12 protein-coding genes are annotated in these 16008 nt (G+C 64.7%); 3 read left to right on the plus strand and 9 right to left on the minus strand.

The genetic code is table 11. The annotated features are described in order from the left end of the window. Positions 1-86 precede the first annotated feature (86 nt). The 4 genes from B0G38_RS06655 to B0G38_RS06670 form a co-directional block, all read right to left on the minus strand. Positions 87-2018 (minus strand): DEAD/DEAH box helicase, encoded by a 1932-nt coding sequence (locus B0G38_RS06655; protein WP_264668699.1) that lies wholly within the window; start codon positions 2016-2018, stop codon positions 87-89. Between the two features lie 366 nt (positions 2019-2384). Further along, complete coding sequence (locus B0G38_RS06660) at positions 2385-2894, minus strand: PadR family transcriptional regulator (protein ID WP_264668700.1); 510 nt, start codon at positions 2892-2894, stop codon at positions 2385-2387. Then, positions 2894-4921 carry an NADPH-dependent 2,4-dienoyl-CoA reductase gene (locus tag B0G38_RS06665; RefSeq protein ID WP_264668701.1) on the minus strand — a complete coding sequence of 676 codons (2028 nt, stop codon included), beginning with the start codon at positions 4919-4921 and terminating at the stop codon, positions 2894-2896. Before B0G38_RS06665 ends, B0G38_RS06660 begins: the two co-directional genes overlap by 1 nt. A 70-nt stretch (positions 4922-4991) precedes the next feature. Next, positions 4992-5639 (minus strand): MOSC domain-containing protein, encoded by a 648-nt coding sequence (locus B0G38_RS06670; protein WP_264668702.1) that lies wholly within the window; start codon positions 5637-5639, stop codon positions 4992-4994. 102 nt (positions 5640-5741) lie between these two features. On the opposite strand from B0G38_RS06670, the gene B0G38_RS06675 reads away from it, so the two are divergent. Next, positions 5742-7205, plus strand: coding sequence for an alanine/glycine:cation symporter family protein (locus B0G38_RS06675; RefSeq protein WP_264668703.1), 1464 nt, complete (start codon positions 5742-5744; stop codon positions 7203-7205). Positions 7206-7288: 83 nt separating this feature from the next. On the opposite strand, the gene B0G38_RS06680 is transcribed toward B0G38_RS06675, so the two are convergent. Together B0G38_RS06680 and B0G38_RS06685 are read right to left on the minus strand one after the other, a co-directional pair. Beyond that, on the minus strand, positions 7289-8449 hold the full coding sequence (locus B0G38_RS06680; protein WP_264668704.1) for a cystathionine gamma-synthase: 1161 nt from the start codon (positions 8447-8449) through the stop codon (positions 7289-7291). A gap of 11 nt (positions 8450-8460) precedes the next feature. After that, complete coding sequence (locus tag B0G38_RS06685) at positions 8461-9837, minus strand: cystathionine beta-synthase (RefSeq protein ID WP_264668705.1); 1377 nt, start codon at positions 9835-9837, stop codon at positions 8461-8463. Positions 9838-9940: 103 nt separating this feature from the next. On the opposite strand from B0G38_RS06685, the gene B0G38_RS06690 reads away from it, so the two are divergent. Beyond that, positions 9941-10927 carry a DNA-3-methyladenine glycosylase family protein gene (locus B0G38_RS06690; RefSeq protein ID WP_264668706.1) on the plus strand — a complete coding sequence of 329 codons (987 nt, stop codon included), beginning with the start codon at positions 9941-9943 and terminating at the stop codon, positions 10925-10927. A 67-nt stretch (positions 10928-10994) separates the two neighbouring features. Here B0G38_RS06690 and B0G38_RS06695 read toward each other — a convergent pair whose 3' ends face one another. Continuing rightward, positions 10995-11378, minus strand: a complete 384-nt coding sequence (locus tag B0G38_RS06695; RefSeq protein WP_264668707.1) for a thioredoxin family protein — start codon at positions 11376-11378, stop codon at positions 10995-10997. A gap of 181 nt (positions 11379-11559) precedes the next feature. Between B0G38_RS06695 and B0G38_RS06700 the strand changes: the two genes are divergently transcribed. Beyond that, positions 11560-11967: a hypothetical protein gene (locus B0G38_RS06700; RefSeq protein WP_264668708.1), complete on the plus strand. Its 408-nt coding sequence runs from the start codon at positions 11560-11562 to the stop codon at positions 11965-11967. A gap of 22 nt (positions 11968-11989) precedes the next feature. Here B0G38_RS06700 and B0G38_RS06705 read toward each other — a convergent pair whose 3' ends face one another. Together B0G38_RS06705 and B0G38_RS06710 are read right to left on the minus strand one after the other, a co-directional pair. Beyond that, a complete protein-coding gene (locus B0G38_RS06705) occupies positions 11990-13588 on the minus strand; it encodes a hypothetical protein (protein ID WP_264668709.1) in 1599 nt (532 codons plus the stop codon). A 16-nt stretch (positions 13589-13604) separates the two neighbouring features. Next, complete coding sequence (locus B0G38_RS06710) at positions 13605-15920, minus strand: penicillin-binding protein (RefSeq protein ID WP_264668710.1); 2316 nt, start codon at positions 15918-15920, stop codon at positions 13605-13607. Positions 15921-16008 lie beyond the last annotated feature (88 nt).

Here is a 16008-nt window from a genome sequence, read left to right on the forward strand (position 1 = left end):
AAGGCACCCGTCTGAACGGGTGCCTTTTTGCGTAAGGTTACTTCAGCCGCCGGTTCCCAGCAGGAACTGCAGGGTCCGGCCGCGGTTTAGTAGCTCTTGTGGCGGGGCTTGCGCGCTCCGGCACCTTGGCCGGCGAAGTCGGAACGCTCGCCGCGGTCCTTGCTGAAGCTGCGGTCGCCTTCGAACTTCTTCTTGTACGGACGGTCGCCTTCGAACTTCTTCTTGAACGGACGGTCGCTGCCGTAGCCGCCGCGGCTGCCGCCGAAGTCGCCCTGGTCGCGGCGCGGCTTGCGGCCCGAATCCAGCTCAAGGTGGATCAGCTCGCCGCCGATGCGGGTGCGGGACAAGGCACGCAGCTGGTCCTGGGAGAGGTCCGCGGGCAGTTCCACCAAGGAGTGGTCCGAGCGGATGTCGATGCCGCCGATCTGAGCGGCGCTGAGGCCACCCTCGTTGGCGATGGCGCCGACAATGGAGCCCGGCATGACGCGCTGGCGGCGGCCGACGGCGATGCGGTACGTGGCATTGCCTTCGGTCAGTGTACGGGTCGGGCCGCGGGAGCCCATAGCGTCACGTCCGCCGGTGGCGCGCTCGCGCTGGCCCTTCGGTGCCTCCGGCAGGTCCTGGACCAGCAGCGGGCGTCCGCCCTGGGCCATGACGGCCAGTGCAGCGGCGATCTCGGCGGCCGGCACATCATGCTCGGTCTCGTAGTTCGAGATCAAGTCGCGGAAGATGGAGACATCTTCGGACGAGAGCGTCTCCGTGATCTTTTCGGCGAACTTGCTCATGCGCAGGCTGTTGATGGTTTCTGCCGAAGGCAGGTGCATCTGTTCGACCGGCTGGCGGGTGGCCTTCTCGATGGCCCGCAGCAGGTACTTCTCGCGCGGAGTCATGAACAGGATGGCATCGCCCGAGCGGCCGGCACGGCCGGTACGGCCGATGCGGTGTACGTAGGACTCGGTGTCGTGCGGGATGTCGTAGTTGACTACCAGCGTGATCCGTTCGACGTCGAGACCGCGGGCGGCCACGTCGGTGGCAACCAGGATGTCGATCTTGCCGTCGCGCAGGGCCTCGACCGTGCGCTCACGCTGCTGCTGCGGGATGTCGCCGTTGATGGCGGCGGACCGGTAGCCGCGGGACTTGAGCTTGTCGGCCAGGTCCTCAGTAGCCATCTTGGTACGCACGAAGGCGATAACGCCGTCGAAATCTTCGGCTTCCAGGATCCGGGTCATGGCATCCAGCTTGTGCGGGCCCATGACCTGCAGGTAGCGCTGGCGGGTGTTGGTGCCCGTGGTGGTCTTGGCCTTGACAGTGATCTCGGCCGGATCCTTCAGGTACTTCTTGGCGATCCGGCGGATGGCGGTGGGCATGGTGGCCGAGAACAGGGCAACCTGCTTGCTTTCCGGAGTCTTCGAGAGAATCTGGTCAACTTCTTCGGCGAAGCCCATGCGCAGCATCTCGTCGGCCTCGTCCAGCACCATGTACTGCAGTTCCGAGAGGTCCAGGGAACCCTTCTCGATGTGGTCGATGACGCGGCCGGGGGTACCGACAACTACCTGTGCGCCGCGGCGCAGGCCGGCAAGCTGGGGGCCGTAAGGGGATCCGCCGTAGACCGGAAGAACAGTGAAGTTCTCCATGTGCGAGGCGTACGAGGAGAAGGCTTCGGCTACCTGGAGCGCGAGCTCACGTGTGGGGGCCAGCACCAGGATCTGGGTGTTCTTGGTGGGCGGCAGTTCGGCCATCCGGGACAGCGCAGGGACCGCGAAAGCGGCGGTCTTGCCGGTACCGGTCTGGGCCAGGCCCACGACGTCGCGGCCTTCGAGCAGCACGGGAATGGTGGCGGCCTGGATGGGGGACGGCTTTTCGTAGCCGACGTCGCTCAGGGCTGCGAGCACGCGGCCGTCAAGACCGAAATCAGTGAACAACACTGTGTTTTCTTCTGTCGCTTCGGCGGCGCTGTTGTCCGTGGCCGGCTCAGTGGCGGCATTTTCAGACATGGTGGCAGTGGGAGTTTCAGACATGGGGTTCCTCATATTCATTTGGGGACCGTGGCCGCACAAAGCATCACCATAGAACTCGATTGAGCTATGGGCGGTGATGATCCGAGAGGCCTGTTGACACAAGTCCGGCGCTGTTCCAATCCCTTGGCAGGACTTCCCGCCATAACTTTGCTGGCTGCCTCACGGCAGTCTGTATGGCGTTTTCTCAGCCGGCGCTCCCAAAATGAAAACTGTCCGCGTTATGCGGACCCTACACACCATCAGACGCGTTTTCCGCGTCGAAATAAGGGAATACCGGAGTGGGGGATGTATCCAGTGTACGGTACGGTGCAACTTCTCTAGGCCCGAATGCGCGACGGCGGCCGGTGACCTTGGGCACAGCCGGTTTCAGAGTGCCTCGAGAGTCTGTTCGGCCCAAGCAATCCACGTCTCTTCGAACATGATGCCGGCCGTCAGCACTGCGCGCTGGAGTTCATTACCCCCGCCCCAGTTCCCGCGCTCATCGAGCTGCTGGTAGGTGGCCAGCTGCTCGCGGTGCAGCTGGAGGTGGCGTTCCAGTTCGTCCGCGATCGAGGGATCGCCGAGCACCGAGGCGGCGCGCAGCCTGATCATCAGTGCCTCCCGGACCGGCCGGGGGTCCTGCTGTGCGGCCGTCCACCGCTGCAGCTCGCGGCGCCCTTCGCTGAGCACCTGGTAGTCCTTGGCCCGTCCGCGGCTCGAATCGCGGCCCGTGGAGCGGATCATCCCGTCTTCCTCCAGCCGGCCGAGTTCGCGGTAGATCTGCTGGTGTGTGGCCGGCCAGAAGAACCCGAAGGACTTGTCGAAGCGGCGCGCCAGCTCCGCCCCGGAGCCGGGTTGTTCCAGCAGCGCGGTCAGAATGGCGTGCGGCAGGGACATCAGATGGCCGCCGCCAGCCGGGTGCCCTGGTTGATGGCGCGTTTGGCGTCGAGCTCGGCCGCCACGTCCGCTCCCCCGATCAGGTGGACCGTCTGTCCGGCTGCCTCCAGTTCCGCCTGCAGCTCGCGCTGCGGCTCCTGGCCGGTACACAGCACCACCGTATCCACGGGGAGTACCTGGTCGGTGCCGTCCACGCTGAAGTGCAGTCCGCCGTCGTCAATTTTTCGGTAGGTGACGCCGGGAATCATGGTGACGTCCTTGGCCTTGAGCTCGGCCCGGTGGATCCAGCCGGTGGTCTTGCCCAGGCCGGCGCCGATCTTGCTGTTCTTGCGCTGGAGCAGGTAAATCTTGCGCGCAGGCTTGGGCGGGCGTGGCCGGGCCAGACCGCCCGGCGTTCCGTAGTGCGGGTCGATGCCCCAGTGCTCGTAGAACAGCTCCGATTCCAGCGTGGCGCTCGGTCCGGACTGCGTGAGGTACTCGGCGACGTCGAAGCCGATGCCGCCGGCGCCCAGGACGGCGACACTGTTGCCCACCGGCTTCTTTTCGCGGAGCACGTCCAGGTAGCCCAGCACCGAGGGATGGTCCAGGCCCTCGATTCCGGGGAGCCGGGGCAGCACACCGGTGGCGAGGATGACCTCGTCGAAGCCCTCGGCAAGCAGGTCTTGTGCGGTGGCCCGGGTGTTGAGCCGCAGTTCGATGCCGCGCAGTTCAAGCTGGCGGCCGAAGTACCTGATGGTCTCGTTGAACTCTTCCTTGCCCGGGATCTGTTTGGCCAGATTGAACTGCCCGCCGATCTCGCCGGCGGCTTCGAAGACGGTAATCCGGTGGCCGCGCTCGGCCGCCGCGACGGCGAACCCCAGGCCCGCGGGACCGGCGCCGACCACGGCGACCTTCTTCTTCTCCGCGGCCGGTTCCAGGAGGATCTCGGTCTCGTGGCAGGCCCGCGGATTGACCAGGCACGAGGTGACCTTGCCGACGAAGGTGTGGTCGAGGCAGGCCTGGTTGCAGGCGATGCACGTGTTGATCTCGTCCGACGTCCCGCGCGAGGCCTTGAGCACAAAGGCCGGATCTGCCAGCAGGGGGCGGGCCATCGAAACCATGTCGGCGCAGCCGTCCGCCAGCAGTTGTTCGGCGACCTCAGGGGTGTTGATGCGGTTGGTGGTGATGAGCGGGATGCCGAGCTGGCCCATCAGCTTCCGGGTCACCCAGGCGAAGGCGCCGCGCGGAACGGACGTGGCGATGGTGGGGACCCGGGCCTCGTGCCAGCCGATTCCGGTATTGATCAGCGTGGCGCCGGCGGCCTCGATCCCGTGGGCCAGTTCGAGCACCTCTTCGAAGCTGGATCCGCCCTCCACCAGATCCAGCATGGAAAGCCGGTAGATGATGATGAAGTCCGTGCCGACCCGTTCGCGCGTCCGGCGGACGATCTCCAGCGGAAAGCGGATCCGGTTGCGGTAGGAACCGCCCCAATCGTCCGTGCGGTGGTTGGTCCGCCCCGCAATGAATTCGTTGATCAGGTAGCCTTCGCTGCCCATGACTTCGACGCCGTCATAGCCCGCCGATTGGGCTAGTGCGGCGGCGTTGGCGAAGTCCTCGATTGTCTCTTCGATCTCCTCCGGAGCCAGCTCGCGGGGAACATGGACATTGATCGGTGCTTGTTCGGCGCTCGGCGCCACCAGGTCCGGATGGTAGGCGTAGCGCCCGCTGTGCAGCAGTTGCATCGCGATCCGCCCGCCGTTCTCATGCACGGCCCGCGTTACGGTGCTGTGCTGCTCCGCCTCGGCCGCCGTGGTCATCTTGGCGCCGCCGGCCAGCGGACGCCCGGCCTCGTTGGGCGAAATGCCGCCGGTGACTATCAGGCCGACTCCCCCGCGAGCCCGTTCGGCATAGAAGGCAGCCATCCGTTCAAAACCGTGGGGCAACTCTTCCAGGCCCACGTGCATGGAGCCCATCAGGACCCGGTTGGGCAGCGTGGTGAAGCCAAGGTCCAGTGGCTCAAGCAACCGGGGGAAGGCAGACGATGGCACTATGCACTCCTTTGCACAACTAGTTGCATAAAGACTAAGGTGCCGGACGCTTCCCGGCAATAGCGGCGGGTCAGCCGCGGCGCAGGGCCAGCTTGACCGCCTTGTTGACGTTGCCGCCGATACTGATTTCGCCGGCCGCTTCCGAGTCCAGCAGAGCCTGAGCCTGGGCCTTGTCCAACCCGCCGAAAACGTCTGCCACGCTCACGCCGTGCCCGGGACGGAAAACCACTTCAATGCTGTCGCCGGTTGCGATTTCCCCGGCTTGCACCACTTTGCAGTAAGCACCGGGCAGTCCCTTGCGCAGGAAACGCTTGGCCCAGCCCGGTTCTGCCATGTGCCGTTCAAAGGTGGCGCAGGGAATCCGCGGCATGGTCACCTCGGCGATGACCTTGCTGCCGATCCGCCACCGCTCCCCCACCAGCGCCTGGCTGACCGGCAGGCCCCGGGTCCGCAGGTTTTCGCCGAACAGACCGGCCGGCACGTCGCGCCCGAGCTCGGCCGCCCACTGCTCCGCGTCTTCCTCGGCATAAGCGTAAAGCGCCTTCAGTTCGCCGCCGTGGTGTTTGCGGTCCGCCTGCACATCCGTCCGCAGCCCGAGCTGGTGTACCAGGACCGGGCCTGCCACGCCCCGCTTGTCGATGGCGGTCACGCCGACAATGCTCTCGTCGGGCTTCAGGGCATGGACAGAGCACACGGCAAGCAGCAATCCGGAAGTCATTGCCCCAGTTTAGGGCCGGTACCACTGCGGGTTTTGTTCGCAGAGCGGCCCCGGGCGCCAGCAGGGGTGTGGCCACGGCCTGTTGGTCAGTAGGGTGTACCCATGGAATTACTGGAAGAGTTATTCGGCACGTGGGGCAACGAACTGTGGACCTGGGTGGTGCTCCCTGTCCTAGCGGTTCTCGGAATCTACTTCACCGTCCGCTCAGGCGTGGTGCAACTGCGCCTGCTCCCGGCCATGTTCAAGACGCTGACGGATAAGGCCTTGATCAATGAGGACGGCTCGCGCAAATCGATCTCCTCGTTTCAGGCTTTTACCGTTTCGGCTGCATCCCGCGTGGGCGTGGGCAACGTGGCCGGCGTGGCCACGGCCATTGCGGTTGGCGGCCCCGGCGCCGTCTTCTGGATGTGGACCATGGCGTTCGTCGGCGGTGCCTCCAGTTTTGTCGAATCCACCTTGGCCCAGCTGTACAAAGTCCGGACCAAGGACGGCTACCGCGGCGGCCCCGCTTACTACATGGAGCGCGGCCTGAAGAAGCGCTGGATGGGCATCATCTTCGCGGTTATCCTCATCATCTGCTTCCCCTTCGCGTTCAGCTCCCTGCAGGCCAACACCATTTCCCAATCGGTGGCCGGTGCTTTCGGCGCCGAAGCGGTCACCCCGATCTTTGGCTGGACCGTTGGCCTGGTGCTGGCACTGCTCACTGCACTGGTGGTCTTCGGCGGTATCCGACGCATCGCCCATGTCACGGAAGCCCTGGTCCCCGCCATGGCGCTGCTCTACGTGCTCCTTGGCCTGATCATCGTCGGCATGAACCTTGAGCGCGTACCCGACGTCCTGGGCGCGATCTTCGGCGAGGCTTTCAACTTCCAGTCGGCCATCGGCGGCGGCCTGGGCACGGTGATCATGCAGGGCGTCAAACGCGGGATGTTCTCCAACGAAGCCGGCCTCGGTTCGGCTCCCAACGCCGGCGCCACTGCGTCCGTCACCCACCCAGTCAAGCAAGGGCTGGTCCAGACCCTCGGGGTCTACTTCGACACTTTCCTGGTCTGCTCAATCACCGCGTTCATCATTCTGTGCACGGTAGAGAACCCGGTCGGAGCATCGCAGGGAATCGAGCTCACCCAGACCGCCATCACCTCGCAGCTGGGTTCCTGGGCAAGCATCATGCTGGCGGTCATTATTTTCATGCTCGCTTTCAGCTCCATCATCGGCAACTACTACTACGGGGAAACCAACATCGGTTTCATCACCGAGCACGAAACCGTCCTGATGATGTACCGGACGCTGGCCACCGCGGCAGTCTTCCTCGGCTCCATTGCCTCGGCCGGGCTGATCTGGAATCTCGCCGACGGCATCATGGGGCTGATGGCGCTAACCAACCTGATCGCCATCGGACTGCTCTCCGGAGTCGCCTTCCGGCTGCTCAAGCACTACACCGCCCAATCCAGGCAGGGCGTTGACCCGGTTTTCACCGCAGACGACATGCCGGATCTGGACGGAGTCGAATGCTGGAGCCCCGAGGACGTCACCAATCACGAGGTTTCGGTCCCGACCAGGCGTTAGGGACACCTGCTTCGCAACCGACGACGGCGGTGCCGGACTCCCAAAAGTCCGGCACCGCCGTCGTTGTTAAGGGTTCTAAACCGCTAGAGCTGCTTGAACGCCTGCTCCAGATCGGCGATCAGGTCTTCGGTGTCCTCGATGCCCACCGAGAGGCGGATCAGGTTGGCCGGGACTTCCAGCTCCGTACCCTTCACCGAGGCGTGCGTCATCTCCGACGGGTAGTTGACCAGGGATTCGATGCCGCCCAGCGACTCCGCCAGCGTGAAGATCGTGGTGTTTTCAGCAACCTTGCGCGCAGCGGCCTCGCCACCGGTGAAGGAAACCGAAACCATGCCGCCAAAGCCGCGCATCTGCTTCTTCGCGAGCTCGTGGTCGGGATGGTTCGGCAGGCCCGGGTAGTAGACGGCCTCAACCTCCGGCCGGCCCTGCAGCCATTCGGCCACGGCTTGTGCATTGGCCGAGTGCCGGTCCATGCGCACGCCCAGCGTCTTCAGTCCGCGGGTGGTCAGGAACGCGTCCAGCGGTGCGGACACCGCCCCTACGGCGAACTGGATGAAGCCGATCTTCTCGGCCAGCGCGTCATCGTTGAGCACCACGGCACCGCCGACCACGTCCGAGTGGCCGCCGATGTACTTGGTGGTGGAGTGCACCACGATGTCCGCACCGAGCGCCAGCGGGTTCTGCAGGTACGGGGAAGCGAAGGTGTTGTCGACCACCAGCAGCGCGCCGGCGCCGTGCGCAACGTCGGCGAGCGCGGCGATGTCGGTGATCTTCATCATCGGGTTGGACGGCGTCTCCACCCAGACAAACCGGGTCTTGTTTTCGTTCACGGCCGCAGCCACGGCGGACTCATCGGACATATCCACCACCGTGTGGCCCACGCCCCAGTCCCCGAGTACGCGGTTGATCAGTCGGTAGGTGCCGCCGTAGGCATCGTTGCCCAGCACGATGTGTTCGCCCGGCGCCAGCAGCGCGCGGATCAGCGAATCCTCGGCGGCGAGGCCGGAAGCGAAGGAGAACGCATGCTTGCCGCCCTCCACCGCCGCCAGCTGTTCCTGGAGCGAATCACGGGTGGGGTTGGTGCCGCGCCCATACTCGTAGCCGTCGCGCAGGCCGCCGATCCCGTCCTGCGCGTAGGTGGAGCTGAAATGGACGGGCGGGACAACCGCCCCGGTACGCGGTTCGAAGGCCTGGCCGCCGTGCACGGCGCGGGTGTTGAAGCCTTGGTTCTTCTCTGCAGTCATGGAAATCTCCTTCAGCTCGTCAGGTAGGTCAGCAGGTCGTGGCGGGTCAGCACGCCGATGGGGGCGCCCACAAAGGTCACCATCAGCGCATTGTTGGACTGGAGTTTTTCGCGGGCGGCGGAGATGGATTCCAGCGAGCCGATCAGCGGCATCGGTTCACCCATGTGGTCGCCGATCTTGTCGGTCAGCTTGGCCTCGCCCTTGAACAGCTGGGCGGTCAGGTTGCGCTCATCCACTGAGCCGAGCACCTCGCCCATCACCACGGGCGGTTCCTGCGAGAAGACCGGCAGCGTGGAGACGCCGTACTCGTTCATGATCTCGATGACGTCGCGGACCGATTCGGTGGGGTGGGTATGGACCAGTTCTGGCAGGTGTCCGGCCTTGCCCTTGAGCACCTCGCCCACCGTGGCCTCTTCGCCGCCGGAAATGAATCCGTAGGACTTCATCCATTCGTCATTGAAGATCTTCCCCAGGTAACCGCGGCCGGAGTCCGGCAGAATAACGACGACGACGTCGTCAGGTCCCAGCTCCCGGGCGACCTTCAGCGCGGCGACCACTGCCATGCCGGAGGAGCCGCCGACCAGCAGCCCCTCTTCCTGGGCTAGCCTGCGCGTCATGGCGAACGACTCGGCGTCGTTGACGGCGATGACCTCGTCCGGCACGGACTTGTCGTAGTTCGCCGGCCACATGTCTTCGCCGACGCCCTCCACAAAGTAGGGGCGTCCGGTGCCGCCGGAGTAGACGGAGCCTTCCGGGTCGGCGCCGATGATCCGGACCGGACCCGAGGCACGGTCCGCCGAGACCTCTTTGAGGTAGCGGCCGGTGCCGGTGATGGTGCCCCCGGTGCCGGCACCGATGACCACGTGCGAGACCAGTCCGTCCGTGTCCCGCCAGATCTCCGGGCCGGTGGTTTCGTAGTGGCTCAGCGGAGCCGCAGGGTTGGAGAACTGGTCCGGCTTGTACGCGCCTTCCACCTCGCGGACCAGCCGGTCGGATACGCCGTAGTAGGACTCCGGGCTGTCCGGTGCCACGGCCGTGGGCGTGACAACCACTTCGGCGCCGTAGGCCTTGAGCACGTCGCGCTTCTCCACCCCCACCTTGTCCGGGGTGACGAAGATGGACTTGTAGCCCTTCTGCTGTGCCACGAGCGCCAGGCCCACGCCGGTGTTGCCGCTGGTGGGTTCCACCACGGTTCCGCCTGGCTTGAGCAGTCCGTCCTGCTCCGCGGTTTCAACCATCTTGACCGCGATCCGGTCCTTGATGGACCCGCCCGGGTTGAAATACTCCACTTTGGCCAGCACGGTGGCGCTGATGCCTTCGGTCACATTGTTGAGTTTGACCAGCGGCGTATTCCCGATCAGGTCCAGTACAGAATTGGCAAACTTCATGCGCCCAAATCTACCGGCCCGTCCACAACCCTCATAGCCGGAACGAAACCCGGCGACTCAACCCGGCCGCCCTGCGATCCCCGGCGCGTGCGACCATGGATATGTGCCTTCCACGTTTGCCGCCACCGCTGCCCCGACCGCAGATGCTGCGGCAACGGTGGAACTTCCCGCCGGCTACGATCTGCGCGGCACCCTGGGCATCATTCCCCGCGGCAAGCAGGACCCCACCTTTCAAACCACGCACGACGGCGTGTGGCTGGCTTTCGCTACTGCCCAAGGGCCGGTGACGCTGCGTCTGGCCAGCGAGGACACCGGCCCCAATGCCGGCGCCGATCCGACCGTCATCCGGGTCCTCGCGTGGGGTCCCGGCGCCGAGACGGCCCTACCCGGTTTGCCGGCCCTGCTGGGGGCAGATGATGACTGGACAGCCTTCGATCGGACGGCGTTCCAGGCCACGCTCCCGAAGCTGGTCGCCGAACCGCGACGGCGGTATCGAGGCCTGCGACTGCCTAGTACCGGCCGCATCCTGGACGCCCTGGTGCCAGTGGTGCTGGAGCAGAAAATCACCACCATCGAAGCCCGCTATTCCTGGCGGTATCTGGTCAGCAAGTACGGTACGCCTGCCCCGGGGCCGGCGCCTGCAGGACTGAAGGTCGCCCCGTCCGCGGCGCAATGGCGGCGTATCCCTTCCTGGGACTGGCACCGCGCCGGTGTGGATGCCAAGCGCTCCGCCACAATTCTTCGCGCCTGCAATGTTGCCTCCGGCCTGGAGCGGCTGGCCACCCTTGCCCCGGGCCCGGAGCTGACGGCGAAGCTGTGTTCTGTGCCGGGCATCGGCCCGTGGAGCGCAGCCGAGATCGCGCAGCGCACCCATGGCGATCCGGATTCGGTCTCAGTTGGAGACTTCCATCTGGCCGCCTTCGTCGGCTACGCCCTGACAGGAAAGAAAACGGACGACGCCGGGATGCTGGCTTTGCTTGAGCCCTGGCGCGGGCACCGGCAGCGGGTGGTGCGGATGCTTTACCTCAGCGGTTTCCGCAAACCGGCCTTCGGTCCGCGGCTGGCCCCGCAGGACCACCGCTTCCACTGACCAAGCCCAAAAAGCTCCCCGCCGTATCGGAACGGCGGGGAGCTTTAATTGTCGCGGGAGCAGCATACTACTCGGCGTCGGCCTGCTGGGCCTGCTGCTGGGATGCCACCTGGGCGTGGACTTCCTTCATGTCCAGGCCCTTGACGGCATCCACCAATTCGGTGAACTGGCCTGAATTCAGGGCGCCGGGCTGCGAAAAGACAAGGACCTTCTCGCGGAACGCCATCAGGGTAGGGATGGAGGTGATGCCGGCTGCGGCGGCGAGGCCCTGCTCGGCCTCGGTGTCTACCTTTGCGAAGACAATATCCTCGTGCTGTTCGGAGACTGAATCGTATACGGGGGCAAACTGCTTGCATGGGCCGCACCAATCAGCCCAGAAGTCGACGAACACAATGTCGTTCTCTTCAATGGTCTGGGGGAACTGGGCTTCGGTGATATTAATCGTTGCCATGCTTCCACGCTAACGGGGTCAGCCGAATATGTCGCCCCCTGTTCGCTCAGCGCATGAGCGTTGGTGCCCGGCACCCGGATCGTGCACGTGTTTTCCACAGGTCTGCCGCTCCCCTACCCGCCGCCTCGGGTGCCGCCTAATCTCGGTTTCGACGGATCAACCACAATCGAAGGAGCAACCGATGGAACGCCAGACTGCACTGATCCTGACCGAGGGTTCGACTATCGATGACGCGGTCCTCCTCAGCACGGCCCTGATTGATGAACTGGTGGAGGAGCTGCCCTTCGGCCACGATCCGTCCAGGACCGAGCTCTATGCCGTTGGCCGGGCCGCCTCGCTGAGGTCCAAGCTGGACCTACCCAGGGGCAGCGCCGGCGACGATCCGTACGCGACTATCAACGGCAAACTGCACCACATTTGGTGCCGCGGCAGCTGGTATACACCAGGAAGCTGTCCGCCCGCTCCCGCAGACAATAACGGTGCCTCCGCCTGGAAATGGCTGCATTTCAACTTGATGCACGCTGTGGAGGCGGACGCCACCTGCTTCCTCTGGGACATCTACCCGCTCGCCCGGGCGGAGGCCGCTTGAAGCCGCCTCCGCCGCCCGCCGGTTAGCGGCGGTTTTCCGGACGCGGATCGGCCGGCGGTGCGGGCTCCGAGGGTACGGGAGGCGGAGCCCAGTCCAGGATGGCGGGAACGCTTACCGCGGAGTCGCAGTCAACCTGCTTCGCCTCGGGCTGTTCCTGCTCCTCCTCCCTGGGCTCCTCCTTGTCCTCGTCCTTATCCTTGTCGTCGGAGTCTTCCGGCTCGGGTTTGGGCTTCGGTTTGGGCTGCTCAGCCACCCTCCGGTTGTCAGCCTCGCACTGGGCCAGCGCGTTCACGTATGACTGCTCGGCGTTCTCCTGGTCACGGAAGAACTGTGCTCGTACGCCCAAGGCGCTTTCATAAGCTGCGTAGGAAACCCAGTACGCATCCCATTCGGCACCGATGGCCGCCCAGGCCTTGTTGACCTCGCGGACTTCCTTGGCATAGCCCTTGTAATCGTCGGCGGCCTGGCCGTACTTGTCGTACGCCGTCCAGTAGTCAAGCACGCTTTGCTGCCACTGCTGGGTACCGGCAGCCAGCTTCTTGCTGGCTTCCTGACGCCGTCCGGTATTCGTCTGCTCTGCTGCCTGGGCGTCGAATACCATGGGGCTCATCCCGGTAAACGCCCAGCCGCAGCCGGGTCCCTGCTTGTCCTCTGCCAGAATCCTGATGCTGGTTTCGGTAACGGCAGCCTTTGCCGGGCTCTTCGGCGGCTTCGGAACGTCCATCCGCTTGGGCATCGGCGGCCATACCGCGTAATAGGGATCAGCGGCCGGCTCGACGTATTCAACCTTGATCTCCGGGCCCGGCAGCGGAACTGCTTCGATCCCGGAGGCGGCGGGCACCGCGGGCAACGGCACGTCCCTGACCGCTACTTTGTCCTTGACCGTGTACGGCTTATATCCGGCGGCAGACCACGGCGAGCGCGAGGCATCCGCGGCCACTGATTTCTGGTCTACACAGACGTCTTTGAGCCCGGCGGCAAGATGCTCGTCCAGTTCCCTCGCGATCCGGCTCAGCGGCGTATCCGGCGCACCGACCAGAAAGGCAAGCACATCTCCACGGCGGAAGGAGACTACCTGGGCGGCGTTGCTGCCTTTATAGGTAAAGACACGATGCGCTTCCGCGCCTGGATCTTTCCCGCCGACTTTGCTCTCGTTGATTGCGACGGCGCTTCCGGCACAGGACTGAGCCTCCTTCACCTGCTGCCGCATGACCTCGGCGCCAAGTCCCGCGGTGTAGGCGGCAGTAACAACCTGGACACGATCGCCGTCGACGCTGAACAGCCGCGACAGGGCTACCGACGGGGCCGTGTCGTTGACGGCGCAGGAGTACGGCACCGGCTGCGACGCCGAGCGCTGCAGCGTACCGGAAGGCCGCCAGCCCTTCGGCGGCTCCGCCAATGCGCCTGACAGCACCTTTTCCGCCGGCATGTCCCGGATCTCGGCGAAGACCGGTTTGGCTGCAGTGCTTTCTGATGCCTTTTCCTCAACGGAAACCTGTTCGGAGGCAACAAAAGGCATTCCGGACAGATACAGCGCGCAGAGACCGCTCCCTGCGACAGCCGTCAGTGCCACGGCACCGGCGGCCAGTGCCATGCCTGGGCGCTTTTCGAATACAGACACGATGGCTCCTCAACTGCTATTCGGCCGGGACACTGATCGAGGTATCGCTGCCGGCGCTCAAAGTGATCGCCACTTCCTGCCGGTACTTTAAGGAGCTGCCCGGGGTCGGAGTCTGCGCGGTGACCATATCCGGTGTGTACAGGGGATTCTCCTTGGCCGGCTCCTTATTAATCACGGGCGTCAGGTTGTTCCGCAGGAGCACCGTGATGGCTTCGTCGACCTTCAGGCCGCGGACGTCGGGAATGGCTTTAGCGGTAACTGTCCCTACGCCAACGGGTGCCGAATCGGGCAGCGGAACCGCCGGCAGCCCCTTGTGTGCACCTTCCATCGTGGCCTTCCAAACGGGCCCGGCCACCTCGGAACCGGTCAGATCGTAGAAGGTGGTCCCGTAGGCGTCGACTTCGTCGAGTGGATACTGGCCGCCGCCGCGCGGGTCGCCGAGCCACACGGCTGTCGAGAACTGCGGCGTCATTCCCACAATCCAGTTGGCGGAGAAATCGTTGGTGGTGCCCGTCTTGGCTCCGGCCTCGCGCCCCTTGAGCTTGCCCAGTCCGGAGAGAGTGCCGCCGGACTTGAACGGCTCTTTCAGAGCGTCTGCGACCGTATCGGCAACGCCCGGATCAATCCCCTGATGGCAGTCGGCATCGGGAACCGGGATTTTCTCGCCGGTATCGCTGCGGACCCCGGCGATCACTGTCACGGGTTTGCACACCACACCGCCGCTGACGAACGAGGCATAGGCGTTGGCCATTTCCAGCGGCGAAATCTCATACGCTCCCAGGGCCAGCGATGCTTCCCGGCCGCTGAGCTTATCCGTGGGCAGCGACGTCACTCCCAGCATTTCGGCAAACTTGGCCACATCCACCACACCGGTCTCTTCGATCAGCCGCACAAAATACACGTTGATGGACTTGCGGATGGCCTCGTAGGCGTCGACACTGCCGTGGTTGATGTATCCGTAGTTATGGAATCCCTCCACCGGATCATCCAGCGACGGCGAGTAGTACGGTCCGTTCGCCGAGTAACGCTGCGAGGCCGGAACCCCCTGGCTCAGGGCCGTGCCCAGCACAATCGGCTTCATCGAGGAGCCGACCTGGAACTCGCTGGTGGCGTAAACCACCTCCGTGGCGCCCTTGCCCTTCCCCCACTTCCGGTTCTGGGTGATGGCAGCAACGTGGCCCGTTCCCGGTTCAACGACGGCGACGCCGAGGGCGGCGCGGTTCTTGTCGCCCAGTGCTTTCGTCACCGCTTTCCGGGACGACTCCATTGCCTGCCGGTCCAAGCCCGTCGTCAGGGTCATCCCGCCGCGGGACAAGCGGTCAGCCCTTTGCTCGGGTGTGGTTCCGAAGGCCGGATTGGTCAAAATTTCCTCGCGGACCAGGTGGCAGTAGAACGGATACTCCGAGTCTCCGCAACTGGAGGGAACAGATCCGCGTTCAAGGCCCAGTGGCGCTTTCCGCGCGGCATCCGCTTCTTCGGCGGTGATCGTTCCGCGGCGCTCCAGCACGGAGATCACGGTGTTCCGCCGCATCGTCGCCGCTTCCGGATGGACCACGGGATCATAAACCGCAGGCCCCTTGAGCATGCCGACCAGCAACGCCGATTGCGTCAGGTTGAGTTTGGACGCCGAAGTGTTGAAGTAGATCCGGGCGGCCGCCTCGATGCCGTAGGCGCGGTTGCCGAAATACACCGCGTTGACGTACATCTTCAGGATCTCGTCCTTGCTCAGCTGCTGTTCGAGCCGGACCGCATACTTCGACTCGCGGATCTTCGCGTTGTAGGTGTCCCCCACCGCGACCGATTCTTCGGTCTCGTCGCGGGCGTTGTTGACCAGGATGTTCTGAACCAGCTGCTGGGTGAGGGTCGAGGCACCTTGCTGGCTGGTATTGACGGCGTTGTTCACGAATGCCCGCGTAATGCCGAACGGATCCACTCCGTTGTGCTCGTAGAAGCGCGCGTCTTCGGTGTCGATCAGCGTCTCGAGGAACGTCGGCGACACATCTTCGACGTCGATGTCGATCCGGTTCTCGCTGTAAAAGCGGGCGAACTCCTTGCCGTCCTTGTCCAGCAACACAGTGTGCTGGGGCAATGAGCGCTCCAGCGGCAGATCCTCGGGCAGTTCCTCCCAGAGGCCCACCAGCGTGTTCGCTCCCGCCGAGACCGCAACGGCTCCCGGCGCGACCAGCGTCCCTGCGCTTAGCGCAACAACCGCTACGGCTCCGGCCCACACGGCCAGCCGTGCCGGCCAGGCACGTTCCTTCTCCGGATAACCCGACCGAGCAGACCCCATGAGTTCATGGAGACTTGTCAATGCCGCGTTTTTTCGTCCCATCTAGTACTCCTGACGACAGCGAACGCAGATCTGGCAAGACCACCTCACTGTGGCCACCGGCGAGCGGTATGTACAGAGTACGTCCTCG

Source organism: Crystallibacter permensis (genome assembly GCF_025960875.1).
GTDB lineage: Bacteria > Actinomycetota > Actinomycetes > Actinomycetales > Micrococcaceae > Crystallibacter > Crystallibacter permensis.

Excerpts from the sequence above, each read along its gene's own strand:
- B0G38_RS06685 (WP_264668705.1), bottom strand. The coding sequence starts at position 9,837 with ATGAAGTTTGCCAATTCTGTACTGGACCTGATCGGGAATACGCCGCTG.
- B0G38_RS06700 (WP_264668708.1), top strand. The coding sequence starts at position 11,560 with ATGGAACGCCAGACTGCACTGATCCTGACCGAGGGTTCGACTATCGAT.
- B0G38_RS06660 (WP_264668700.1), bottom strand. The coding sequence starts at position 2,894 with ATGTCCCTGCCGCACGCCATTCTGACCGCGCTGCTGGAACAACCCGGC.
- B0G38_RS06680 (WP_264668704.1), bottom strand. The coding sequence starts at position 8,449 with ATGACTGCAGAGAAGAACCAAGGCTTCAACACCCGCGCCGTGCACGGC.
- B0G38_RS06670 (WP_264668702.1), bottom strand. The coding sequence starts at position 5,639 with ATGACTTCCGGATTGCTGCTTGCCGTGTGCTCTGTCCATGCCCTGAAG.
- B0G38_RS06655 (WP_264668699.1), bottom strand. The coding sequence starts at position 2,018 with ATGTCTGAAACTCCCACTGCCACCATGTCTGAAAATGCCGCCACTGAG.
- B0G38_RS06695 (WP_264668707.1), bottom strand. The coding sequence starts at position 11,378 with ATGGCAACGATTAATATCACCGAAGCCCAGTTCCCCCAGACCATTGAA.
- B0G38_RS06675 (WP_264668703.1), top strand. The coding sequence starts at position 5,742 with ATGGAATTACTGGAAGAGTTATTCGGCACGTGGGGCAACGAACTGTGG.
- B0G38_RS06710 (WP_264668710.1), bottom strand. The coding sequence starts at position 15,920 with ATGGGACGAAAAAACGCGGCATTGACAAGTCTCCATGAACTCATGGGG.